Genomic DNA, 21992 nt, shown 5'->3' on the forward strand with positions numbered 1-21992 from the left:
CCGCACGCATCTGCTGCAACAGTGGCGCGCACTGGTTGGGTTCGTCGTTGCTCGGCGCCACCAGCGCCAGGAGCCCGGCCGCCGGACCGGCGATCACCCCCAGCGCCACCATTCCCGCGCCACGCAGCACCAGCGGCACGGCCTTGACCCCGGCGCTGGGCTGGATGAACTTGCCCTGCACGTAGAGGGGCGAACGCAGGGAGAACAGGCGCAGGCCCTTGGACTCGGGAGTGATGGTCAGGTCCAGCTGCTCGGTGGCCATGTTGGCGGTGCCATCGACGTAGATGATGGCGTTCTCGGTATCGAAGACGAACAGGCGCGAAGTGGCGAGGCCGGTTTTGATGCCGAAGTCGGCGGCGGCGCAGTTGATCTTCACATCCTTGTCGCCGAACAACTTGCCCACCACATAGTTGCCGACATTGAGCCCGGCGATCTCCATCAGCCCACGGCTGATGGCGCCATCGTTGATCAGCATCTTCAAGTCACCGTTGGCGCTGCCCAGCAGGGCCGCCACCGAGTTGCCGCGCCCGGAGAGATCGGCATCGCCGTTGAGCTCGCCGAAGCTGGTCTTCATGGGCTCGAAGGCGGGGAACAGTTGCTTGAGCTTGAAGTTGCGCGCGGTCAGACGGGCCCGGCCCTCCATGGGCGTGGCATGGCCATTGAGGCGCACCAGGGCATCGAGCTTGCCGCCGGCCACGCCGAAACGCAGGGGTTCCAGGCTGAGCTGGCCGTCGTTGAGCACCAGGTGGGTGTAGAGATCGGTGAACGGCAGGTCGGCGCTGTGGACGATGCGCTTGCCGGTGAACTCGACGTCGGCATCCATGTCGCGCCAGCGCTCGGTGCGGAACTCCTCCACCGGCAGCACCTTGTCCGCCGGTTGCTTGCTCTCGCCGCCCCGGGCCTTCTGCTTGGCATTGGAGTCGGCGCCGATCAGCGGCCCCAGGTCGCGGAACAGGAGCAGGTTGGAGACCAGCGCCCCGCTGAGCTTGGGCCGGGGTTGGCTGGCGACGTAGGTCAGGTTGCCATGGATGTCGCTGTCGCCGATCTTGCCGTTGAAATCCTTGTAGCTGAACGTTGCGCCGGCCGGGTCGTGCAGCTTGGCGCTCAGGTGGCCATCGGTGGAGTACGGCGGCGAATCGGGCAGGGTCACCCCGGTCAATGGATAGAGGTTGCCCAGGCTGGTGCCCGCCAGCTTCAGGCGCAGGTCCAGGGCGCCCAAGTTCAGCGGATCGGTGAGGCTGCCATGCAGCTCGATGCGCGAGTCGCCGATCTGCGCCTGGGCCTGGAGCGGGAACGGCTTGCTGCTGTCCTTGAGGGCCAGCAGGCCGCCGATCTTGCCGGTGCCGGCGAGCTTCTGCCCGTGGTACTGGCCCTTGACCTTGAGGGCGAAGGCATAGGCCTGGGGTTCGGCGCCTTGCTCGACGACTTTCTTCGCCTCGCTCTGGCCAACGATGTCACTGAACGGAATCGGCTGGCCAAGCAGTTCCACCAGAAGGTCCAGGCGAGTCTTGAGGCTCTGGTCGTCCAGGGTCACGTGGCCCTTGTCGAAGCCGATGGCGCCGATGTCCACCGTCCAGCTGGATGGCTGGGCATCGGGGTCCGCGGGATCGAAGGTGAAAGTCCAGTTGGCACGACCGTCGGCCAGCCGCTGCAAGTCGGCCTCGGGTTCGGTGAGGTCGATGCGCGGGATGCTCACCCGCCGCGCCAGCAGCGCCAGGGGCGAGATCCGCAGTTCGACCCGCTTGAGACCGACCATCCGCGGTGCCTTGGACCAGTCCGGGTTGCCCAGGGTCAGGTCCTCGGCGACCACATGGGGCCAAGGCACCCAGGCCCGCCAGCCACCCTCGTCGGGCTCGCGCCGCCAGGCCACCGACAAGTCGCCATTGATCGCGAACGGCCGGTGCAGTTCCTCGGACACCTTGGCATTGAGGGCCGGCTTGATCCGGTTCCAGTCGAAAAAGACCACCACCAGCACCAGTAGGGCCAGCAACAGGACCAGGCCGGTGAAGGTCCAGGCGAGGATTTTACGAGTGCGCGTCATGGCACGAGGCTCCTTGAGACAACTGAGCGCCGAACCACGACGCATCGATGAAGAACCGGGGCAAAACCACCGGCATTGGAACTACGACTGACAAAGTCCCCACAGGTTTGATCGGCGACGCCGGCCCGGGGGAAAAACCGGTCATTTCTGGCCACTTGGACAACCATGTGTTACCGCTCAACGCTCCTCCCTGGAGCATGAGTGAGTCGAAACTACCCACCCCGGTGCACGACCCTGAAAGCTGAGAGGCCCGGACTAGAGCCTCGCGACAAACAATCAATTCTGTTGATTATCATCATTGTGTTTATGAACTTTTATATCGATTTAGTGGCGGTAACATTAGCTCCGTACCCAATTTTTCGCCCCCCCACGGAGCACCCCCTATCATGAAACGCCACATCCTCTTGAGCCTGACCTTATCCATCCTGGCCGCCAACGCCTTCGCCCTGCCCGCCGCCGAACAGGCCACTCCACAGGTCCAGGCCAGCCATGGCAGCGCGTTCACCCAGACGCTGGCCGAAGGTGGTTCGGATCGCCTGATCGAACGCAACAAGGTCGCCGCCGATGGCTATGATCGCACCCCACAAGGCCAGAGCGTTGCCGAAGATGGCTACGACCGTACTCCACAAGGCCAGACCGTTGCCGAAGGTGGCCGTGATCGCCTGGAAGAGAAAGGCCTGGTCGAAGATGGCTACGACCGTACCCCACAAGGCCAGACCGTTGCCGAAGGCGGTCGCGATCGCCTGGAAGAAAAAGGCCTGGTCGAAGATGGCTACAGCCGTACCCCACAAGGCCAGACCGTTGCCGAAGGCGGTGCCGATCGCCTGGCCGAACGTCATCAAGCTGCGAGCTGAGGCCATGTTGGCCCAGAAAAAAGCCCGGTCCCTGGACCGGGCTTTTGACTTTTCAGCGTACCCGTCCCACCCCCTGCCTGCCCAGGCCTGACGCCAGTTCGACTCGGGCAAAGTTGATTTGCTAGAGTGCCCCGCTCTCCCAAGCGAAGAATTCCCTTCCAGATGCTGCCCCGCGCCGAACAGAAGCAACAGACCCGCAACGCCCTGATGGATGCCGCCCGGCACTTGATGGAGGGTGGTCGTGGTTTTGGCAGCCTGAGCCTGCGGGAGGTGGCCAAGGCCGCTGGCATCGTCCCCACCGGTTTCTACCGGCACTTCAGCGACATGGACCAGCTTGGCCTGGAACTGGTCAGCGAAGTGGGCCAGACCTTTCGCGAAACCATCCGCCTGGTCCGCCATAACGAATTCGTCATGGGCGGCATCATCGACGCCTCGGTGCGCATCTTCCTCGATGTGGTGGAAGCCAAACGCGTGCAGTTCCTGTTTCTCGCCCGCGAGCAATACGGTGGCTCGCTGCCGGTACGCCAAGCCATCGCCAGCCTGCGGGAAAACATCAGTTCGGACCTGGCCGCCGACCTGGCGCTGATGCCCAAGCTGCAGCATCTCGATGCCGCCGACCTCAGCGTCATGGCCGACCTGGTGGTCAAGAGCGTATTCGCCACCCTGCCGGACATCATCGATCCGCCAATCCAGGCCTTGCCCGAACACCTCACGCCCCAGGCGAAGATGACCCAGCAACTGCGCTTCATCTTCATCGGGCTCAAGCACTGGAACGGCTTGGGCAGTACCGAGTAATTCCCCCACCACTGCGCCAGATCTCCCTCGCCCTGCTCTGGAGCAGGCCTTTGCGCCTGCCCGGCAAACAGGCACCCAATTGCGGCAAAAACATTTGCAGCGCACCAAGCCAGTGCTATAAATCAGCTCGGCGCAGCAATTTGTAACAAGATAAAACAAGGTTTTGCCCCTTTTCCAGGCGCAGTACCAGGGGTTTTCCTTTCCTTCGAGCGATTGGCAAGGCCCTTGCTCTGGCTTGTGCATCGTTCATAGCTGGAAGCTTTCCGATGCTGGTGATCCATCGCCGAACCGCCCCCCAGGCCACCTGGTCCGCTGAACTGCACCTGACCTATGAAGCACGCAGCAAGAGCCGCCTGCGCTGCTTCAGTGCCGAGGGCGAGGACGTCGGCCTGTTCCTGGAGCGTGGCCAGCCACCGCTACACGATGGCGAATGCCTGGTCGCCGAGGACGGGCGTATCGTCAAGGTCCGCGCCCGCGCCGAGACCCTGCTGCATGTCACTTGTGGCAATGCCCTGGAACTGACCCGCGCGGCCTATCACCTGGGCAACCGCCATGTGGCCTTGCAAGTGGGGGATGGCTGGCTGCGCCTGCTGGATGACTACGTACTCAAGGCCATGCTCGAACAACTGGGAGCCAGTGCCAGCGTCATCGAGGCGCCGTTCCAACCCGAGCATGGCGCCTATGGTGGCGGGCACCATCATTCCCATCACGGCGATGCGGACTTCAACTACCCGCCACGCCTGCACCAGTTCGGCGCTCGCCCGTGAACCCGGCCTGGGCCCTGTTGCGCCTGGCCAGCCCGCAACTGCCCATCGGTGGCTACAGCTATTCCCAGGGCCTGGAGACGGCGGTGGACCAGCAGCGGGTGCATGACCCGGACAGCGCCCGGCGCTGGATCGGCGACCAGCTGTTGCTCAACCTGGCGCGCTTCGAGGCCCCGCTGCTTTGGGCCCATTGCCAGGCCGCAGCGGAGCAGGATTGGGAACGCCTGCACCAGCTCGGCGAAGAGCATCGGGCCAGCCGTGAAACCCGCGAGCTGTACCTGGAGAGCCGGCAAATGGGCTACTCCCTCAAGCAGCTGCTCGAAGGCCTGCCGGAACTGGACGCCGGCGCCCGGCAAATGCTGGCGCGGCAGGACGAACCGCACCTGGCCCTGGGCTGGGCCCTGGCCGCCCGTGCCTGGCAAATCGCCCCGCGCGATGCCCTGGCCGCCTGGCTCTGGAGCTGGCTGGAGAACCAACTGGCGGTGCTGATGAAGACCCTGCCCCTGGGTCAGCAGGCCGCCCAGCGCCTGACCAGCGACCTGCTGCCGCTGCTGCAACAGGCCCAGCAGCAGGCCACTACCCTTGATTCCCAACACTACGGCAGCGCCGCCTTCGGCCTGTCCCTGGCGAGCATGGCCCATGAGCGCCAGTACAGCCGCCTGTTTCGTTCCTGAGGGCCGTCATTTTGGAGAAGCACATGAATACACAACCCTTGCGCGTCGGTATCGGCGGCCCGGTGGGCTCCGGCAAGACCGCCTTGACCCTGGCCCTGTGCCTGGCCCTGCGCGAGCGCTACAACCTGGCGGTGGTGACTAACGATATCTATACCCGCGAAGACGCCGATTTCCTGGTGCGCAACCAGGCCTTGGCCCCGGAACGGATCATCGGCGTGGAGACCGGCGGCTGTCCGCATACCGCCATTCGCGAAGACGCCTCGATCAACCTGGAGGCCGTGGATCAGCTGAACCGGCGCTTCCCGGGGCTGGACCTGATCCTGGTGGAGTCCGGCGGCGACAACCTGTCGGCCACCTTCAGCCCGGAACTCTCGGACCTGACCCTCTACGTCATCGATGTCTCGGCCGGCGACAAGCTGCCACGCAAGGGTGGCCCGGGCATCTGCAAATCCGACCTGCTGGTGATCAACAAGATCGACCTGGCGCCGCTGGTCGGCGCCTCCCTGGACCTGATGAACAGCGACACCCAACGCATGCGTGGCGGCAAGCCGTTCGTCTTCAGCAACCAGAAGACCGGCCAGGGCCTGGCGGAGATCATCGCCTTCATCGAACGCCAGGGCCTGCTGAGCGCAGCCTGAACCCAACCTCGACCCTCGACAAGGACAGCGATCCATGACCTTCCAACGCATCCTCGGGGCCCTGGCCCTGCTGCTGGTTCCCACCCTGGCCCTGGCCCACCCCGGCCATGGCGACAACGGCCTGATGGCCGGCATCGGCCATCCGCTCGGCGGCCTCGATCATCTGCTGGCGATGGTCGCGGTAGGCCTGTGGGCCGCCCAGCAACAAGGCGTGGCGCGCTGGGCGCTGCCCTGCACCTTCGTCAGCACCATGTTGCTGGGCGGGCTGCTGGGTTTCGCCGGCCTGCAACTGCCGGCCCTGGAAAGCGGCATCGCCGCCTCGGTCCTGGCCCTGGGCCTGGCGGTCGCGCTGGCAGTACGCCCGCCGCTGGCCCTGGCCATGGCGGCCACGGCCTTGTTCGCCCTGTTCCACGGCGTGGCCCATGGCCTGGAGCTGCCGGACATGTCCAGCCCCTGGGCCTATGCCGCAGGCTTCGTGGCCGCCACCGCCGCCCTGCATGCCGCAGGCTATGCCCTGGTGCGAGCGCTACCGCGGACCGCCGCGCCCCTGGTGCGCATGGCCGGCGCGGCCTCTGCCGCCGCCGGCGTGTGGCTGCTCGCCGGTTGAAGCCCTTAGGTCGCGGCCGCCACGGTGGCTGCGACGCAGGGCCAATCGGCACGGCCTTCTCTGCTACCATGTCGCGCATTCAAACCTGCCGTTAGAAGACGCCAGCCAATGCTCGATGTATCCCGCCCTACTCCCTCGCCAGTCGCCAATGCTGTGTTCCAGGCCGTGCAGCAGCATTTCCACGAGGTGATCGTGCCCCTGTGGCAAGGGCCGGGCTGGAACCGGCAACTGGCGCTGCCCTACGAGGCGCTGGACACCGAGCACCGGCCCCTGCCGCCGCAGCGCTACCGGGCCATGGCCTGTGCCCGGCAGCTGTACGTGTTTTCCCAACTGATCGGCGAGGCCAGCGCGCCCTTCGCCGCGGAGCGCGCCGCCGCGCTGTTCCGCTCGCTGCAACGGCATTTCCACGATGCCGAGCACGGCGGCTGGTTCTACAGCATCGACCCCGAGGGCGCGCCGCTGGACCGGCGCAAGGACCTCTACACCCACGCGTTCATCGTCTTCGCCTGCGCCCACTACTGGGCCAAGGTCCGCGAACCGCTGGTGGAGTCGACGCTCAATGCCGCCCTGGAAGTGGTGGCCCAGCGTTTCGCCCAGGGCGAGGGACTCTACGAAGCCAGCCTGGACGAGGATTGGTCCCTGCTGGGCAGCGGTCCGTTGCAGAACCCCTCGATGCACCTGGCCGAGGCTTTCCTCGCTACCCTCGCGGCCCGTGACGATGCCTCGGTGGAGGCGGCCTTGCTCGAGTTGTGCCAGGCCATGCAGCAGCACTTCATCGAGCCACAGCAGGGCGTGATGATGGAGAAACCCCTGGGGGCCGTGGATAACTGGTTCGAGCCAGGGCACCAGTTCGAGTGGTATTTCCTCCTCGCCTCCTCGCCCCTGCTGCGCCAGGGTCCGCTGCACGCCTGCCTGGAACGGGCTTTCTCCTTCAGCGAACGGCAGGGGGTCGATCCCCAGAGCGGCGCGGTATGCGCGATGCTCGAACTGCCACCCCGGGCCAGCCCCAGGGATGCCACCCAGCGTATCTGGGCCCAGGCCGAATACCTGCGCGCACTGACCTTGCGCACCGATGGCCAGGTCTTCCTGGAGCGCCAGCTACAGGCGCTGCAAGGCAACTTCCTGCATGCCGGCGGCTGGTACGAATGCCTGGACGCCAATGGTGCGGTCAGCCGCCAGGACATGCCTTCGACCACGCCTTATCACCTGGCCACCTGTTACCAGGCCCTGGCTGGCTACTTCGGCTGAAGCGCCTGGCCGGCCCACAGGCCGGTCAGGCGATCCACTTGCGATCCCCGGTGAAGCTGATGGTCAGCCAGCGCGCGGTATCGGCCCCTCCCAGTTGGCTGGAGATGTCCTCGCGCAAACGGTCCAGGGTCGCGACATCCTGTAGCGGATAGTCGGCCGGCAGCACCACGTGGATCTCGATGAAACGCGCCCGGCCGTGCTTTTGCACATAGCTGACATAGTCCTCGAAACCATGGGTGGCCTTGGCCTGTTCCATCACCGTGCGCACGGTCTCGTCCAGTTGGTCGGGGGCGATACCCAGCACCTCGCGCAGGGCCGGGCGCAGGATCTTCAGGGCTGGCGCCAGCATGCTCAGGGCCAGCACGATCAGGATCAGCGGATCGACATACATCGCCCACCGGTCATGGCCGTAGTGCTTGAGCAACAAGGCGCTGACGAAGCTCACCAGCAGCCCCACCGAGAGCATGGCGTCCACCAGCCAGCTGATGTTGTCGAACTGGATCAGCGATGACTTGAGCTTGCGGTTGCGATGGCGCACGAACAAGAAGTAGGCGAACTCCACCACGCTGAACACGGCGGCATAGACGATCACCAGGCCCAGCTCGATCTCACGACCGCCGTTGATGATGCCGAACACGCCGTTGAGAAAGGCGTAGATGGCGATCAGCAGCAGGAAGCTGCCCTCGATCAACAGCACCATGGGCTCCAGGTGCCAGAAACCGAACTGGAAGCGTTGGTTACCCGGCTTGGTGATCAGCCTGGCGGTGATCAGCATCAGCACCTTGATGAAGGTGGCGACCAAGGAAAAGAAACCATCGAACAGGATGGATTGGGCGCCAGAAACAAAACCCGTGACGATACCGGCGATCGCCACGGCGAACATCAGTACGGTCGATTGCTTGAGCAGAGCCTGCTCACCTCGGTTACTCACGATTCCTCCCACGGAACTTGGAAAACACCGCCTCAATGACAGCGGCAGTACACATTCAGGGGAGGAATTCTAGCGTGCTTCGGCTTCGGCCAGCTGAAACGAATCAGCTTATATATTTCCGCATGCGACCGTCCTCACTGCGAGGCGGTGGATAACGGCTGTCGCTGGGGCATGATCATGAGCGTCATGAAAGGTCTGCGGGCCTTGGCGCAGCTTCGCCAGCTCAGCAGCGGCTACAAGAGTACCGCGCACTGCCTGCGAAGCTGCACCCTGGCAGGTCAGGCCTTGGCGTTGCGATCGATGGCGAAACCGGCCCAGGACTGGCTCACCGGCATCAGTTCCAGGCTGTTGATGTTGACGTGGGCCGGGGTGTTCATGACCCAGAAGATGGTCTCGGCGATGTCCTCGGGCTGTATCGGCTCGGCACCGGCGTAGGTGGCGTCATAACGGGACTGGTCGCCGGCGAAGCGCACCAGCGAGAACTCGCTTTCGCACAGGCCCGGCTCGATGTTGGTCACCCGTACCCCGGTGCCCTGCAGGTCGCAGCGCAGGTTCAGGGAGAACTGTTTGACGAAGGCCTTGGTGCCGCCATACACATGGCTGCCGGGATAGGGGTAGTTGCCGGCGACGGAGCCCAGGTTGACGATCCCGGCACCACGGCCATGGGCGATCAGCCGTGGCAGCAGCAGGCGGGTGCTGTACATCAGCCCCTTGATGTTGGTGTCGACCATGGTGTCCCAATCGTCCAGGTCGCACTTGGGCGCCGGATCCGTGCCCAGGGCCAATCCGGCGTTGTTGATCAGGCCGCGCAGCTTGGCGAATGTCGGCGGCAGGTTGTCGATGGCCTGTTCCATGGCCTTGCGGTCCCGCACGTCCAGCACCAGGCCATGGACCTCGGTCTGCTTGGAGAGCTCCGCGCACAAGGCATCGAGGCGCTCCTGGCGGCGACCGGTCAGAACCAGCGACCAGCCGGCCTCGGCAAAGCGCCGGGCACAGGCTTCGCCGAAACCGGAAGTCGCGCCGGTGATGAACAGAGTGGAAGTCATGGTGTTCTCCTTGCTGGGGGGCGGGCCGCCATTTCAATAAAAAAACGTTTCGCAGCATGCCCGGCCCGGCCTCGGGCGGCAACCGGCCCGGTGCCCAGGAAGCTTCATGGCCACAGCGCCCGCCATCGCTGTGGATATCTCCAGGAGGCTGGACAAAAAACGACCACCTGGCGCAAGGCCACGCCCTACGGGGCCTGTAGCCAGGTGCGCGCACCTTATCCACAGGCCGGTCCACAGACTTTGGGGGCAACTGGCAAATACTCCAGGCCACGCTCCACGAGACCTGCATGGGCACAGGCAAAGTTTTTCCCTTGACCTGGGCCGACCGTCCGTGCCGCCGCAGCCTGAAAAAATGACCGGACGGTCAAGCAATAGAAGGCCAGAGACCAGTAACCACGCCGCCCCGGGAGTTCTTTCCAGAGTTTAACCACAGACTTATCCACAGACTTATACAGACCTTCGCCCACTGCCTGCCGCGACAATAAAAAGGTTGACAACGCCGTCCTCAAGACCACCAAAAACCGCTGATCAAAAAACCAACGATTGCTTGCAAGCCACGTCCTGCAAGGCTTTCAGCCAGCTACTCCCACGTTACCCACAGCCCGCTCCACAACAAACGGGGACAACTCAAAACGGTGGAAAAACAACCGTTTGCGGCATCTTCATGCGGCGTTTTGGCAACTTGCCCAAGAGGTTTTCCACAATTGTCGGACGCAGATCAGCATTCTCCGTAAATCCAGGCCCGCCAATGAGCCTGAATCTGCGGGTGTGGATAAAAAAGGCCCCGCCGGCACGAACCGGCGGGGCCTTTTCATCCACAGCCGGTCAGTGGCCGCCCAGGTAGGCGTTGCGCACCTCCTCGTTGACCAGCAGTTCCTTGCCGCTGCCGCTGAGGCGGATCTCGCCGTTGACCATCACATAGGCGCGGTCGGACAGCTTGAGCGCATGGTTGGCGTTCTGCTCCACCAGGAAGATGGTCATGCCGCTGGCCGCCAGCTCCCGCAGGGTGGCGAAAATCTGCTTCACCACGATCGGCGCCAGGCCCAGGCTCGGTTCGTCCAGCAGCAGCAACTTGGGCCGGCTCATCAAGGCCCGGGCGATGGCCAGCATCTGCTGCTCACCGCCGGACATGGTCATGGCCCGCTGGTTGCGCCGCTCCTTGAGCCTGGGAAACAGCTCGAACATACGCTGCATGTCCTCGCTCGCGTACTGGTCGCCGATGGGGATGGTGCCCATCAGCAGGTTTTCCTCCACGGTCATGTCGGGGAACACCCGGCGCCCTTCCGGGGACTGGGCGATGCCGTTGGACGCGATGTAGTGGGACGACTTGCGGGTGATGTCCACACCGCGATAGAGGATCTGCCCGGACTCGGCCCGGGGCTGGCCGAAGATCGACATCAAGAGGGTCGACTTGCCGGCACCGTTGGAGCCGATCAGGCTCACGGTCTCTCCTTCGTCGATGTGCAGCGAGACCTTCTTCAGGGCCTGGATCGGGCCGTAGTACACGTCCAGGTCCTTGAGTTCGAGGATAGGTTGAGTCATGCCAGCTCCTCTTCGTCGGCACCCAGGTAGGCGGCGATCACCTTCGGATCGTTGCGGATCGCCTCCGGCCCGCCTTCGGCGATCACGTTGCCGTGGTCCAGTACCACGATATGGTCGGAAATGCTCATCACCATGCCCATGTCGTGCTCGATCAACACCACGGTCAGGTCATGTTCGTCGCGCAGCAACCGGATCATCGCGCTCAGCGCCTCGGTTTCCTGGGGGTTGAGGCCCGCGGCCGGTTCGTCGAGGCAGATCACCTGCGGCCGCGTGCACATGGCCCGGGCGATCTCCAGGCGCCGCTGCTGGCCGTAGGACAACTCGCCGGCCAGGCGGTTGGCGCAGTCCACCAGGTCCACCACTTCCAGCCAGTAGAACGCCTGGTCCAGGGCATCGCTTTCCGCCTTGCGATAGCCCCTGGTATTGAGCACCCCCGCCAGCAGGTTGCGATTGACCCACATGTGCTGGGCCACCAGCAGGTTCTCCACCACCGACATTTCCCGGAACAGGCGGATGTTCTGGAAGGTCCGCGCCAGGCCGGCCCGGTTCACCAGGTGGGTGCCGCCGAACATCTTGTAGTACAGGCGGCTGGAGAAGTGTTTCGGCGACACGAAGTCGCTGGCCCGGAACGGCTCGCCCAACAGCTTGATGACGTTGGTCTGCCGGCCCCGGGTGTTGAGTTCGATGCGCCCGCCGGACGCCTTGTAGAAACCGGTGAGGCAGTTGAACACCGTGGTCTTGCCGGCGCCGTTGGGGCCGATCAGGGCGAAGATCGAGTTGCGCTTGACCTTGAGGCTGACGTCGCTGAGGGCCTTGATGCCGCCGAAGTGCATCATCAGGTTCTCGACCGAAAGAATGTATTCGCTCATGGCGCGCTCCTTGGGCTCAAAACGCCTTTGCGCGGGGTCACCCCGGTGCGGCTGATGCGGATCAGGCCGCGCGGCCGCCAGATCATCATCAACACCATCAGGATGCCGAACAGCAGCACCCGGTATTCGGAGAAGCTGCGCAGCAGTTCAGGCGCCACGGTGAGCACGAAGGCGGCGATCACCACGCCCACGGTGGAGCCCATGCCCCCCAGCACCACGATGGCGAGGATCAGCGCCGACTCGAAGAAGGTGAAGGACGAGGGGTTGACGAAGCCCTGGTAGCTGGCGAAGAACACCCCGGCCAGGCCCGCGGTGGAGGCACCCAGGGTAAAGGCCGAGAGCTTCACCAGTACATGGTTCAGCCCCATGGCACGGCAGGCGATCTCGTCCTCGCGCAAGGCTTCCCAGGCTCGGCCGACGGGCATGCGGGTCAACCGGTGCTTGATGTAGAGCACCAGCAGCACCACCAGGAACAGCACGATGTAGATGAACAGGAATTTCAGGTTGGGGTTGTATTCCAGGCCGAAGAACTCATGGAACGGCACTCCGCCGTCCTTGGCCTTGCGCCCGAACTCCAGGCCCAGGAAGGTCGGCGACGGCACCGGCATGCCGTTGGGGCCCCCGGTGAAGGACAGCCAGTTGTTGAGCACCAAGCGGATGATCTCGCCGAACCCGAGGGTGACGATGGCCAGGTAGTCGCCGTGCATGCGCAACACCGGGAAGCCCAATATGCATCCCGCCAGCGCCGCGGCGATCGCCGCCAGGGGCAGCACCGTCCAGAAGCCCAGGCCCAGGTACTGGTAGCCCAGGGCCAGGCCATAGGCGCCGATGGCGTAGAACGCCACGTAGCCCAGGTCCAGCAGACCGGCCAGGCCCACCACGATGTTCAGCCCCAGGCCCAGCAGCACGTAGATCAGGCCGAGGACCACCACGGTCAACAGGTACTTGTTGGCGAAGAACGGAAAGACGATGGCGATCACGATCAGCGCCGGGATGATCCAGCGCAGCCGCGACTTGTAGTCCGGCGCCAGCACATGCACGCCCGAGCCGCTGCCTTCGAAGCCCTGGAGGATCTTCAGCCCGCGCGGGGTCTGCAGGAACAGGCTCAGGGCCAGGCGCCCGGCCATGACGATGGCCACCAGCCAGGCGACCCGGGTCGGTTCCAGGTTGAAACTGTAGCCGTCCAGGACCACGCCCACGATGGGGCCGAACACGATCAGCGAGATCAGCCCGGCGAGCACGGCGTCGACGACGCTCTTCTTGATATCGATCGGTTTATTGGCAGCAGACATACTTACACCTTCGCCACGAGTGGGCGACCCAGCAGGCCTTGGGGACGGAAGATCAGGATCAGCACCAGCAGCGAGAAGCTGAACACGTCTTTGTAGTCGGAGTTGATCAAGCCGGAGAACAACGACTCGGAGATACCGAGGATGATCCCGCCGAGCATGGCGCCGGGCAGCGAGCCAATGCCACCGAGCACCGCGGCGGTGAAGGCCTTGATGCCGATGACGAAGCCGGCGTAGAAGTCGAAGGTGCCGTAGTTCATGGTGATCAGCACCCCGGCCAGGGCGGCCATGGCCGCGCCGATGATGAACACGTAGGAGATCACCCGGTCGGTGTTGATCCCCAGGATCGAGGCCATCTTGCGATCTTGCTGGGTGGCCCGGCACATGCGCCCGAGCTTGGTGTACTTGATGATGTAGGTCAGCAGCGCCATGCCGGCGAAGGCCGCCACCAGGATGAAGATCTTGGTGTAGGTCAGTTGCACGAAACCACTGCCGATATCCACCTTCCAGGCCCCGGCCAGCAGGGTGGGCACGCCCTGCTGCTTGGCGCCCTGGCTGATCTGCGCGTAGTTCTGCAGGATCAGCGAGATGCCGATGGCGCTGATCAGCGGCGCCAGGCGGGTGGAGTTGCGCAGGGGCTTGTAGGCGACGCGCTCGATGACCCAGCCGTAGATCCCGGTGACCACGATGGTGAAGATCAGGGTGCCGAGGATGAGTAGCGGGAAGGATTCGATGCCGAAGTAGGCCAGCAAGGCCAGGCTGATTGCCGCGAGGTAGGCGGAAATCATGTACACCTCGCCGTGGGCGAAGTTGATCATGCCGATGATGCCATAGACCATTGTGTAGCCGATGGCGATCAGACCGTAGACGGACCCGAGGGTCAGTCCGTTGATCAGTTGCTGCAGGAAAATACCATCCATAACGCAATCTCACGGACTTGAGAGACGGCACAGGGCGTCGACGCCGGACAGGGATCACCCATCCGCGCAACACGTCCGTTGTGCAGCTCTACGAGAAAAGGCAAGTACTGCACGAGTACGGGCCGATACCGGGGGCCGGTATCGGTCCGTGCGGACTCATGTCACTTCTGTTTTTCCAGCTGGTGGTATTTGCCGTCCTTGTCCCACTGGTAGACCACGTAGTCGGAGACCTTGAGGTCGCCCTTGGCATCCCAGGCCTTCTCGCCCATCACGGTCTTCACCGGATTGGCCTTGAGCCACTTGGCGGCGTCCTCGCCCTTGTTCGACTTGGCGCCATTGAAGCCGGCGGCCAGGGCCTGGATCGAGGCGTAGGCGTACAGGGTGTAGCCCTCGGGCTCGGTGCCGGCCTTGCGGAAGGCGTCCACCACGGCCTTGCTGTCCGGCAGCAGGCGTGGGTCGGCGCCGAAGGTCATGTACACGCCATCGACGTACTGCGGGCCACCGGCGGTGGTCACCAGTTCGTCGGTGACGATACCGTCGTCGGACATGAACTTGACGTCCTTCAGGCCCTGCTCGCGCAGTTGGCGCACCAGCGGGCCGGCCTCGGGATGCAGGCCGCCGAAGTACACCACGTCGGCACCGGCGGCGCGGATCTTGGTGACCACGGCACTGAAGTCCTTCTCGCCCCGGGTCAGGCCCTCATACAGCACCGGGGTCACGCCGCGCTTGGTCAGCTGCGCCTTGGTGGCGTCGGCCAGGCCCTGGCCGTAGGTGTCCTTGTCGTGCAGCACCACGACCTTCTTGCCCTTGAGCACATCGATGATGTAGTCGCCGGCCACCACGCCTTGCTGGTCGTCACGCCCACACATGCGGAACATCGCCGACAGGCCGCGCTCGGTGACCTGGGGGTTGGTGGAGCCCGGAGTGATGGCAATCACCCCCGCGTCGCTGTAGACCTCGGAAGCCGGGATGGTCGACGAGGAACAGAAGTGCCCGACCACCCCGGCCACCTTGTCCTGGTCCACCAGGCGGTTGGCCACCGCGACCGCCTGCTTGGGCTCGCAAGCGTCGTCGCCCTTGACCAGCACGATCTTCTCGCCGTTGACCCCGCCCTTGGCGTTGATTTCGTCAGCCGCTGCCTGTGCACCCTTCATGTACTGCTCGCCAAATGCCGCGTTGGCGCCTGTCATGGGACCCGCTACGCCGATCTTCAGGTCGGCTTGAGCAAACGCAGAAACACCCAGCGCAGCTGCCACTGCGAGGGCCAGGAAGCCTTTCTTGTAAAACGTCTGGGACATGAGGTGATGCTCCAAGGTTTTTTAGTTGGCACTGCGACTTACATCAATGCTCAGAGCAAGCGCCGTGCCAGTGGTTTTTTATTCTTAGAAAAGTCGCTGTCTTATTGTTATTTCGACTGTTTCGAGCCCATTTTCATTGGGCGTGCAACCGTCTAAACCGCGGAAGGTAAAACCCTGTCTTCCAGTGGGCGCAACCCACTCGTGCCATCATTGCAACCGCGACACAATTCAACGTGCAACCCTCTTGTAACAGCCTGCGTCACCGAACTGCACACCAGTGGTGCGCAACTGCTACGAGCCGCACCACTACAGGCTAGTCGCTGCATCGAAAAGCGTCGTCAATGGCTGCGCATTTCCTCATTCAGATAACGATTCGCAGGCATTGGCCGGCGTGGTAGAGAGAGAACCCGGCCTCATACAGGCAACTGCGCAGGGCCGCGCCAGGCAACGGCTGCATGGGCGCAAAGGGGATCGGCAAGGCCTGCGGGTCGCCATTGCACAGGTAGTCGGCGAAAGCCTTGCCGACCACGGTGCCGGTGGTCACCCCGCGGCCGTTGTAACCGGTGACGGCCACCAGCCCCGGGGCCGGCTCGAACAGGCGCATCAGGTGGTCGGGGGTGAAGGCGATGCAGCCGGTCCAGGTGCATTCCCACTCCACGGGCTTGAGGTAGGGGAAATAATGCTGCTGCACCCGGTCGGCCCAAGCCTTGAGGAACCACAGGGGCTTCTGGTCGCCATTGCCCAGGCTGCCCAGCAGCAAGCGGCCCTCGGCATCCCGGCGGATGCTGCTCAGCACCTGGCGGGTATCCCAGGAACCCTGGCCACCGGGCAGGATCTGCTGGGCAGCCTCTTCGGTCAGCGGCACCGAGGCCACCTGGTAGTAGTAACCCGGGAAGAAATTGCGCCGCAGTTCGGTCCAGTCGCCCTCGGTGTAGGCGTTGGAGGCGATCACCACCTGCTCGGCCAGCACCGAGCCCTGGCCGGTCTGCACCGACCAGCGCTGGCCCTGGCGCTCCAGGCGGGTCACCGGCGAATGATCGAACAGCCGGCCGCCCAGGTCGGCCGCCGCCTTGGCCAGGCCGCTGACATAGGCCATGGGGTTGAGGGTCCCGGCCCGGCGATCGAGCAAGGCCGCGGAGATCTTCCGGGTGCCGGTGGCGGTTTCGCAGGCCGCGCCGGTGAGCAATTCCACCGGCGCGCCACGGCGCTTCCATTGCTGCTCGCGGCTGCGCAGGTCGGCCTCGCCCCGGGCGTTGTGGGCCATGTGCAAGGTGCCTTCGCGGCGCAACTGGCAATCGATGCGGTACTTGTCCACCAGGCTGAACACCAGCGACGGCGCCGCACCGAGCATGCGATTGAGCCGGCTGCCGATCTGCTCGCCGAAACCGGCCTCGATCTCGTCCGGTGGAATCCACATGCCGGCATTCACCAGGCCGACGTTACGCCCCGAGCCCCCCTGCCCGGCACGCTGGGCCTCCACCACGCAGACCCGCTTGCCCTGTTCCAGCAGATGCACCGCCGCCGACAAACCGGTGAAGCCGGCACCGATGATGCAGACATCCGCCGTCTGCTCGCCCCGCAGTGGCGCGTGGTCAGGCCGGTGCGGAGTCAATCGTTCCCATAGACATTGTTCTTGTAGTGCCATCGCCAACTCCGAAATCAACCCACATGGACCAACCGCCCCTGGCACGCCCGGCTGGCAGGCGTGCCGCGCGGGGCTTAGTCGAAGGTAATGCCCTGGGCCAGCGGCAGCTCGCGGGAGTAGTTGACGGTATTGGTCTGGCGACGCATGTAGCCACGCCAGGCGTCGGAGCCGGACTCGCGCCCGCCACCGGTTTCCTTCTCGCCACCGAAGGCGCCACCGATTTCCGCACCGCTGGGGCCGATGTTGACGTTGGCGATGCCACAGTCGCTGCCCACCGCCGACATGAAGCGCTCGGCCTCACGCACATCGGTGGTGAAGATGCACGAAGACAGGCCCTGGGGCACGGCGTTGTTCAGGCGCAAGGCCTCGTCGAAGTCCTGGTAGCCGATCACGTAGAGGATCGGGGCGAAGGTCTCGCTGCACACCACGTCGCTCTGCTCGGGCATTTCCACGATCGCCGGCGACACGTAGTAGGCGTTGGGGTACTGGTCCTGCAACTGGCGCTGGCCACCGAACACCCGCCCGCCCTCGCTCAGGGCCTGCTCCAGGGCGTCCTGCATGGCCTCGAAGCTGTGCTTGTCGATCAGCGGGCCGACCAGGTTGCCTTGCAGCGGATGGCCGATGCGTACCTTGGCATAGGCGGTCTTGAGGCGAGCGACGATCTCTTCCTTCACCGACTCATGGGCAATCAGGCGGCGCAGGGTGGTGCAACGCTGGCCGGCGGTGCCGACGGCGCTGAACAGGATCGCGCGCACGGCCATGTCCAGGTCGGCGCTGGGCCCGAGGATCATGGCGTTGTTGCCGCCCAGTTCGAGAATGCTGCGGGCGAAGCGCGCGGCGACCTTGGGCGCCACTTCACGGCCCATGCGGGTGCTGCCGGTGGCGCTGACCAGGGCCACGCGGGGATCGTCCACCAGCGCCGCGCCGGCATCGCGCCCGCCGATGATCACCTGGCTCAGGTATTCGGGGGCGTCATGGAAGTTCTTCAGCACCCGCTCCAGCAAGGCATGGCAAGCCAGGGCGGTCAGCGGAGTCTTCTCCGAGGGCTTCCAGATCACCGGGTTACCGCAGACCAGGGCCAGGGCGGTGTTCCAGGACCAGACCGCCACCGGGAAGTTGAAGGCGCTGATCACCCCCACCACTCCCAGCGGATGCCAGGTCTCGCGCATATGGTGGCCGGGGCGCTCGGAGGCGATGGTCAGGCCATAGAGCTGGCGCGACAGGCCGACGGCGAAGTCGCAGATGTCGATCATCTCCTGCACTTCCCCCAGGCCTTCCTGGGTGATCTTGCCGGCCTCCCAGGACACCAGCTCGCCGAGGTCGGCCTTGTGCTCGCGCAGCACCTCGCCGAATTGCCGTACCAGCTCGCCACGGCGAGGGGCCGGGACGTTGCGCCAGAGGGCGAATGCATGCTCGGCGCGACTGACCTGCTGCTCCACTTCGGCGGCCCCTTGCCAGTTCACCGCGGCGATCCGGCTGCCGTCGATGGGCGAATGCACAGGGTGCGCGCCCGACTGGTAGAGGGCCGGGTTCACGCCCAGACGATCAAGCAATGCGGTAACCATGGGTGACTCCTTACAAGTGGCAAGCGAAAGACCAGGACCGCCGTGGCGGTCGTCGAGACCTGTAGTTGTAGCTGGCCGCAGACTTGCCAACAAACGACCTTTAAGCGAGATATCATTCCGTTTATTCATGCTGGAGCGCTACCCGGCACCGATAAGAACAAGGACAAGCCATGCTGAACAAACGCTACCTGCCGTCGATCACGGCCCTGCAATGCTTCGAGGCCGTGACCCGGCACCTGAGCTTCACCCGCGCGGCCGAGGAACTGAACCTGACCCAGAGCGCGGTGAGCAAGCAGGTGGCGCAGTTGGAGGAACTGCTCCAGCACTTGTTGTTCCGCCGCGTGCGCCGACGCCTGCAGCTGACCCCGGCCGGCGACCTGTACCTGGTGGAGGTGCGCAAGATCCTCACCCAGGTGGAGATGTCTACCCACTACCTGCGCTCCTACGGCGGCGAGACCGAAGTGCTGCGGGTCTCCACGCCCTATACCTTCGGCGCGCGCTGGCTGGTACCCCGGCTCAAGGGCTGGCGCCTGCGCCACCCGCATATTCACCTGGACCTGTGCAACGAACAGGAACCCGACGAACTGCTCCAGGGCCATAGCGACCTGGCGTTCTACTTCGGCCAGGGCGCGCGCCCCGGCACCGAGAGCCTGAAGCTGTTCAGCGAGGAACTGGTAGCGGTATGCGCTCCCGACAGCCTGCCGGCCGCACCGCTGACCGATCCCCGGCAACTGGCCGACCTGGTGCTGCTGCAGAACGCCTCGCGGCCCCAGGGTTGGCACGAGTGGTTCGAGCAGCAGGGCTACCAGACCGAGCACAGCTACCATGGCCCGCGCTTCGAGACCTTCTACATGTGCATCCGCGCCGCCCAGGTCGGCTGCGGCGTGGCCCTGCTGCCACGCTTTCTGGTGGAAGAAGAACTGGCCGAGGGCAAGCTGGTGATCGCCTGGAAATACGCCATGCCCAGCCAGGATGCCTACTACCTGGCCTACCCCGAGCATGCGGCGGAAGTGCCCAAGGTTCGCGATTTCGTGCGCTGGATGCTGGAGCGGATCGATCCGTAGCCCCCGACTTCAGCCCCGGACCGAAAAAACACTGGCAAAGCCCAGGACGTCTATGCGCCACTAGCGCCTTCACTGAAAGAGCTGAGCGCCGCACCCATCAGTCGCGGCCAGCATGGAGATTCCCGTTATGAGCGAGAGTGTATTTGCCGATCGCATCGTGCAGAACCTGCTCGACACCGACTTCTACAAACTGACCATGATGCAGGCGGTGCTGCACAACTACCCCAACGCCGAGGTGGAATGGGAGTTTCGCTGCCGTAACAGCGAGGATCTGCAGCCCTACCTGGCGGAGATCCGCTATCAGTTCGAGCACCTGGCGGAGCTGAGCCTGAGTCCTGACCAGTTGGGCTTTCTCGAACGCATCAGTTTCCTCAAGCCGGATTTCCTGCGCTTTCTCGGGCTGTTCCGCTTCAACCTGCGCTACGTGCACACCGGCATCGAGAACGGCGAGCTGTTCATCCGCCTGCGTGGCCCATGGTTGCATGTGATCCTGTTCGAAGTGCCGATGCTGGCCATCATCAGCGAGGTGCGCAATCGCTACCGCTACCGGGAAGTCCAACTGGTGCAGGCCCGCGAGCAGCTGTACCGCAAGTTCGACTGGCTGACTGCCAACGCCAGCAGCGAGGAATTGTCCGAGCTGCAAGTGGCGGATTTCGGTACTCGCCGGCGCTTCTCCTACCGAGTCCAGGAAGAAGTGGTGAATGTGCTCAAGCACGATTTCCCCGGGCGTTTCGTCGGCACCAGCAACGTGCACCTGTCCCGCGAGCTGGGCATGAAGCCCCTCGGCACCATGGCCCATGAATGGATCATGGCCCACCAGCAACTGGGACCACGGTTGATCGACAGCCAGATCGCCGCCCTCGATTGCTGGGTCCGCGAGTACCGGGGACTGTTGGGCATCGCCTTGACCGACTGCATCACCACCGATGCTTTCCTGGGCGATTTCGACCTGTTCTTCGCCAAGCTGTTCGACGGCCTGCGCCATGACTCGGGGGACCCGATCCTCTGGGCGGAAAAGGCCATCGCCCACTATCACAAGCTGGGCATCGACCCGATGAGCAAGACCCTGGTGTTCTCCGACAGCCTGACCCTGCCGCGCTCCCTGGAAATCTTCCGGGCGCTGCGCGGGCGGATCAACGTCAGCTTCGGCATCGGCACCAACCTGACCTGTGACATTCCCGGTGTCGAGCCGATGAGCATCGTGCTTAAAATGGCCGCCTGCAATGGCCAGCCCGTCGCCAAGATCTCCGACGAAGCGGGCAAGACCCATTGCAAGGATCCGAACTTCGTCGCCTATTTGCGCCACGTTTTCCAAGTACCAGCCCAACCTGGCAAGGAGTGAATCATGCAAGCCGTACAGCGTGAGATTGCGCAGCAGCTCAAGGTCCAAGCACCTTTTCCCGACCACACCGCCCTGGAAGCGGAAATCGCCCGGCGCGTGCGGTTCATCCAGGACTGCCTGGTCAATTCCGGCCTCAAGACCCTGGTATTGGGCATCAGCGGCGGGGTCGACTCACTGACCGCCGGCCTGCTGGCCCAGCGGGCCATGGTCGAGCTACGTGCCAGCAGCGGCGACCAGCGCTACCGCTTCATCGCCGTGCGCCTGCCCTACGAGACCCAGTTCGACGAACATGACGCCCAGGCCGCGGTGGACTTCATCAACCCCGACGAGCGCCACACGGTGAACATCGGCCCGGCGGTCAAGGCCCTGGCCAATGAAGTGGCGGCCTTCGAAGGCCAGCACGCGGTATCCCGGGACTTCGTACTGGGCAACACCAAGGCGCGGATGCGCATGGTCGCCCAGTACACCATCGCCGGCGCCACCCAGGGCCTGGTGATCGGTACCGATCATGCCGCCGAGGCCGTGATGGGCTTCTTCACCAAGTTCGGCGACGGCGCCTGCGACCTGGCGCCCCTGAGCGGCCTGGTGAAAAACCAGGTGCGCGCCATTGCCCGGTATTTCGGGGCCCCCGAGTCGCTGGTGGAGAAGATCCCCACCGCCGATCTCGAGGACCTGTCGCCGGGCAAGCCGGACGAAGCCTCCCATGGCGTCACCTATGCCGAGATCGATGCCTTCCTGCACGGCCAGCCGGTGCGCGAGGAAGCCTTCAAGACCATCTGCGACACCTACCGCAAGACCCAGCACAAGCGGGTCATGCCCTTCGCGCCCTGAGCGCCAGGCACAAAAAAGCGCCCCGAGGG

At 64.4% G+C, this 21992-nt stretch carries 20 protein-coding genes; 10 read left to right on the forward strand and 10 right to left on the reverse strand.

Going from position 1 to position 21992, the window contains the following annotated elements:
* On the reverse strand, window positions 1-2041 hold a 2041-nt coding region (locus tag ACK6AU_RS02380), incomplete at its 3' end, for an AsmA family protein (RefSeq protein ID WP_409297554.1).
* A 386-nt stretch (window positions 2042-2427) separates the two neighbouring features.
* Here ACK6AU_RS02380 and ACK6AU_RS02385 point away from each other — a divergent pair.
* From ACK6AU_RS02385 to ACK6AU_RS02415, 7 genes are all read left to right on the forward strand, one after another.
* Window positions 2428-2895, forward strand: coding sequence for a hypothetical protein (locus ACK6AU_RS02385; protein WP_409297556.1), 468 nt, complete (start codon window positions 2428-2430; stop codon window positions 2893-2895).
* 162 nt (window positions 2896-3057) lie between these two features.
* On the forward strand, window positions 3058-3690 hold the full coding sequence (locus ACK6AU_RS02390; protein ID WP_185697538.1) for a TetR family transcriptional regulator: 633 nt from the start codon (window positions 3058-3060) through the stop codon (window positions 3688-3690).
* A 266-nt stretch (window positions 3691-3956) separates the two neighbouring features.
* Window positions 3957-4457 carry an urease accessory protein UreE gene (gene ureE / locus ACK6AU_RS02395; RefSeq protein WP_185697537.1) on the forward strand — a complete coding sequence of 167 codons (501 nt, stop codon included), beginning with the start codon at window positions 3957-3959 and terminating at the stop codon, window positions 4455-4457.
* Entirely contained in the window at window positions 4454-5128 is a 675-nt protein-coding gene (locus ACK6AU_RS02400) for an urease accessory protein UreF (RefSeq protein WP_409297559.1), read from the forward strand. Before ureE ends, ACK6AU_RS02400 begins: the two co-directional genes overlap by 4 nt.
* A gap of 23 nt (window positions 5129-5151) precedes the next feature.
* Window positions 5152-5766: an urease accessory protein UreG gene (gene ureG, locus ACK6AU_RS02405; protein ID WP_185697535.1), complete on the forward strand. Its 615-nt coding sequence runs from the start codon at window positions 5152-5154 to the stop codon at window positions 5764-5766.
* Window positions 5767-5800: 34 nt separating this feature from the next.
* Window positions 5801-6373, forward strand: coding sequence for a HupE/UreJ family protein (locus ACK6AU_RS02410; protein WP_185697534.1), 573 nt, complete (start codon window positions 5801-5803; stop codon window positions 6371-6373).
* A 108-nt stretch (window positions 6374-6481) separates the two neighbouring features.
* Entirely contained in the window at window positions 6482-7621 is a 1140-nt protein-coding gene (locus tag ACK6AU_RS02415) for an AGE family epimerase/isomerase (RefSeq protein WP_185697533.1), read from the forward strand.
* Window positions 7622-7646: 25 nt separating this feature from the next.
* Here ACK6AU_RS02415 and ACK6AU_RS02420 read toward each other — a convergent pair whose 3' ends face one another.
* The 9 genes from ACK6AU_RS02420 to ACK6AU_RS02460 all read right to left on the reverse strand — a co-directional run bounded on the left by ACK6AU_RS02420 (window position 7647) and on the right by ACK6AU_RS02460 (window position 18726).
* On the reverse strand, window positions 7647-8552 hold the full coding sequence (locus ACK6AU_RS02420) for a cation diffusion facilitator family transporter (RefSeq protein ID WP_185697532.1): 906 nt from the start codon (window positions 8550-8552) through the stop codon (window positions 7647-7649).
* 278 nt (window positions 8553-8830) lie between these two features.
* Window positions 8831-9598, reverse strand: coding sequence for an SDR family oxidoreductase (locus ACK6AU_RS02425; protein WP_409297562.1), 768 nt, complete (start codon window positions 9596-9598; stop codon window positions 8831-8833).
* Between the two features lie 825 nt (window positions 9599-10423).
* Window positions 10424-11140 carry an ABC transporter ATP-binding protein gene (locus tag ACK6AU_RS02430; protein WP_103325705.1) on the reverse strand — a complete coding sequence of 239 codons (717 nt, stop codon included), beginning with the start codon at window positions 11138-11140 and terminating at the stop codon, window positions 10424-10426.
* Window positions 11137-12009, reverse strand: a complete 873-nt coding sequence (locus ACK6AU_RS02435; RefSeq protein WP_185697531.1) for an ATP-binding cassette domain-containing protein — start codon at window positions 12007-12009, stop codon at window positions 11137-11139. Before ACK6AU_RS02435 ends, ACK6AU_RS02430 begins: the two co-directional genes overlap by 4 nt.
* On the reverse strand, window positions 12006-13301 hold the full coding sequence (livM, locus tag ACK6AU_RS02440) for a high-affinity branched-chain amino acid ABC transporter permease LivM (protein ID WP_409297565.1): 1296 nt from the start codon (window positions 13299-13301) through the stop codon (window positions 12006-12008). The genes ACK6AU_RS02435 and livM overlap by 4 nt, the downstream gene beginning before the upstream one ends.
* A 2-nt stretch (window positions 13302-13303) precedes the next feature.
* Window positions 13304-14218, reverse strand: a complete 915-nt coding sequence (locus ACK6AU_RS02445; RefSeq protein WP_022641909.1) for an ABC transporter permease subunit — start codon at window positions 14216-14218, stop codon at window positions 13304-13306.
* Between the two features lie 161 nt (window positions 14219-14379).
* Window positions 14380-15516, reverse strand: a complete 1137-nt coding sequence (locus tag ACK6AU_RS02450) for a branched-chain amino acid ABC transporter substrate-binding protein (RefSeq protein WP_185697529.1) — start codon at window positions 15514-15516, stop codon at window positions 14380-14382.
* Between the two features lie 361 nt (window positions 15517-15877).
* Entirely contained in the window at window positions 15878-17161 is a 1284-nt protein-coding gene (locus tag ACK6AU_RS02455) for an NAD(P)/FAD-dependent oxidoreductase (protein WP_409297568.1), read from the reverse strand.
* Window positions 17162-17235: 74 nt separating this feature from the next.
* Window positions 17236-18726 (reverse strand): aldehyde dehydrogenase family protein, encoded by a 1491-nt coding sequence (locus tag ACK6AU_RS02460; protein ID WP_409297570.1) that lies wholly within the window; start codon window positions 18724-18726, stop codon window positions 17236-17238.
* 170 nt (window positions 18727-18896) lie between these two features.
* Between ACK6AU_RS02460 and ACK6AU_RS02465 the strand changes: the two genes are divergently transcribed.
* From ACK6AU_RS02465 to nadE, 3 genes are all read left to right on the forward strand, one after another.
* On the forward strand, window positions 18897-19790 hold the full coding sequence (locus ACK6AU_RS02465; protein WP_185697526.1) for a LysR family transcriptional regulator: 894 nt from the start codon (window positions 18897-18899) through the stop codon (window positions 19788-19790).
* A 127-nt stretch (window positions 19791-19917) separates the two neighbouring features.
* Window positions 19918-21132, forward strand: a complete 1215-nt coding sequence (gene pncB / locus ACK6AU_RS02470) for a nicotinate phosphoribosyltransferase (RefSeq protein ID WP_185697525.1) — start codon at window positions 19918-19920, stop codon at window positions 21130-21132.
* A 3-nt stretch (window positions 21133-21135) separates the two neighbouring features.
* Window positions 21136-21963 (forward strand): ammonia-dependent NAD(+) synthetase, encoded by an 828-nt coding sequence (gene nadE / locus ACK6AU_RS02475; protein ID WP_185697524.1) that lies wholly within the window; start codon window positions 21136-21138, stop codon window positions 21961-21963.
* Window positions 21964-21992: the final 29 nt, after the last annotated feature.

Origin of the sequence: Pseudomonas sp. KCJK8993 (assembly GCF_046230915.1) — a bacterium.
Taxonomy (GTDB): domain Bacteria; phylum Pseudomonadota; class Gammaproteobacteria; order Pseudomonadales; family Pseudomonadaceae; genus Aquipseudomonas; species Aquipseudomonas piscis.

Bases quoted from the DNA above. Each gene is read 5' to 3' on its own strand.
- ACK6AU_RS02390 (WP_185697538.1), top strand. From the start codon at position 3,058: ATGCTGCCCCGCGCCGAACAGAAGCAACAGACCCGCAACGCCCTGATG.
- ACK6AU_RS02455 (WP_409297568.1), bottom strand. From the start codon at position 17,161: ATGGCACTACAAGAACAATGTCTATGGGAACGATTGACTCCGCACCGG.
- ACK6AU_RS02425 (WP_409297562.1), bottom strand. From the start codon at position 9,598: ATGACTTCCACTCTGTTCATCACCGGCGCGACTTCCGGTTTCGGCGAA.
- ACK6AU_RS02410 (WP_185697534.1), top strand. From the start codon at position 5,801: ATGACCTTCCAACGCATCCTCGGGGCCCTGGCCCTGCTGCTGGTTCCC.
- nadE (WP_185697524.1), top strand. From the start codon at position 21,136: ATGCAAGCCGTACAGCGTGAGATTGCGCAGCAGCTCAAGGTCCAAGCA.
- ACK6AU_RS02430 (WP_103325705.1), bottom strand. From the start codon at position 11,140: ATGACTCAACCTATCCTCGAACTCAAGGACCTGGACGTGTACTACGGC.
- ACK6AU_RS02385 (WP_409297556.1), top strand. From the start codon at position 2,428: ATGAAACGCCACATCCTCTTGAGCCTGACCTTATCCATCCTGGCCGCC.
- ACK6AU_RS02450 (WP_185697529.1), bottom strand. From the start codon at position 15,516: ATGTCCCAGACGTTTTACAAGAAAGGCTTCCTGGCCCTCGCAGTGGCA.
- ureG (WP_185697535.1), top strand. From the start codon at position 5,152: ATGAATACACAACCCTTGCGCGTCGGTATCGGCGGCCCGGTGGGCTCC.
- ACK6AU_RS02460 (WP_409297570.1), bottom strand. From the start codon at position 18,726: ATGGTTACCGCATTGCTTGATCGTCTGGGCGTGAACCCGGCCCTCTAC.
- ureE (WP_185697537.1), top strand. From the start codon at position 3,957: ATGCTGGTGATCCATCGCCGAACCGCCCCCCAGGCCACCTGGTCCGCT.
- ACK6AU_RS02415 (WP_185697533.1), top strand. From the start codon at position 6,482: ATGCTCGATGTATCCCGCCCTACTCCCTCGCCAGTCGCCAATGCTGTG.
- ACK6AU_RS02465 (WP_185697526.1), top strand. From the start codon at position 18,897: ATGCTGAACAAACGCTACCTGCCGTCGATCACGGCCCTGCAATGCTTC.
- livM (WP_409297565.1), bottom strand. From the start codon at position 13,301: ATGTCTGCTGCCAATAAACCGATCGATATCAAGAAGAGCGTCGTCGAC.
- ACK6AU_RS02445 (WP_022641909.1), bottom strand. From the start codon at position 14,218: ATGGATGGTATTTTCCTGCAGCAACTGATCAACGGACTGACCCTCGGG.
- ACK6AU_RS02435 (WP_185697531.1), bottom strand. From the start codon at position 12,009: ATGAGCGAATACATTCTTTCGGTCGAGAACCTGATGATGCACTTCGGC.
- pncB (WP_185697525.1), top strand. From the start codon at position 19,918: ATGAGCGAGAGTGTATTTGCCGATCGCATCGTGCAGAACCTGCTCGAC.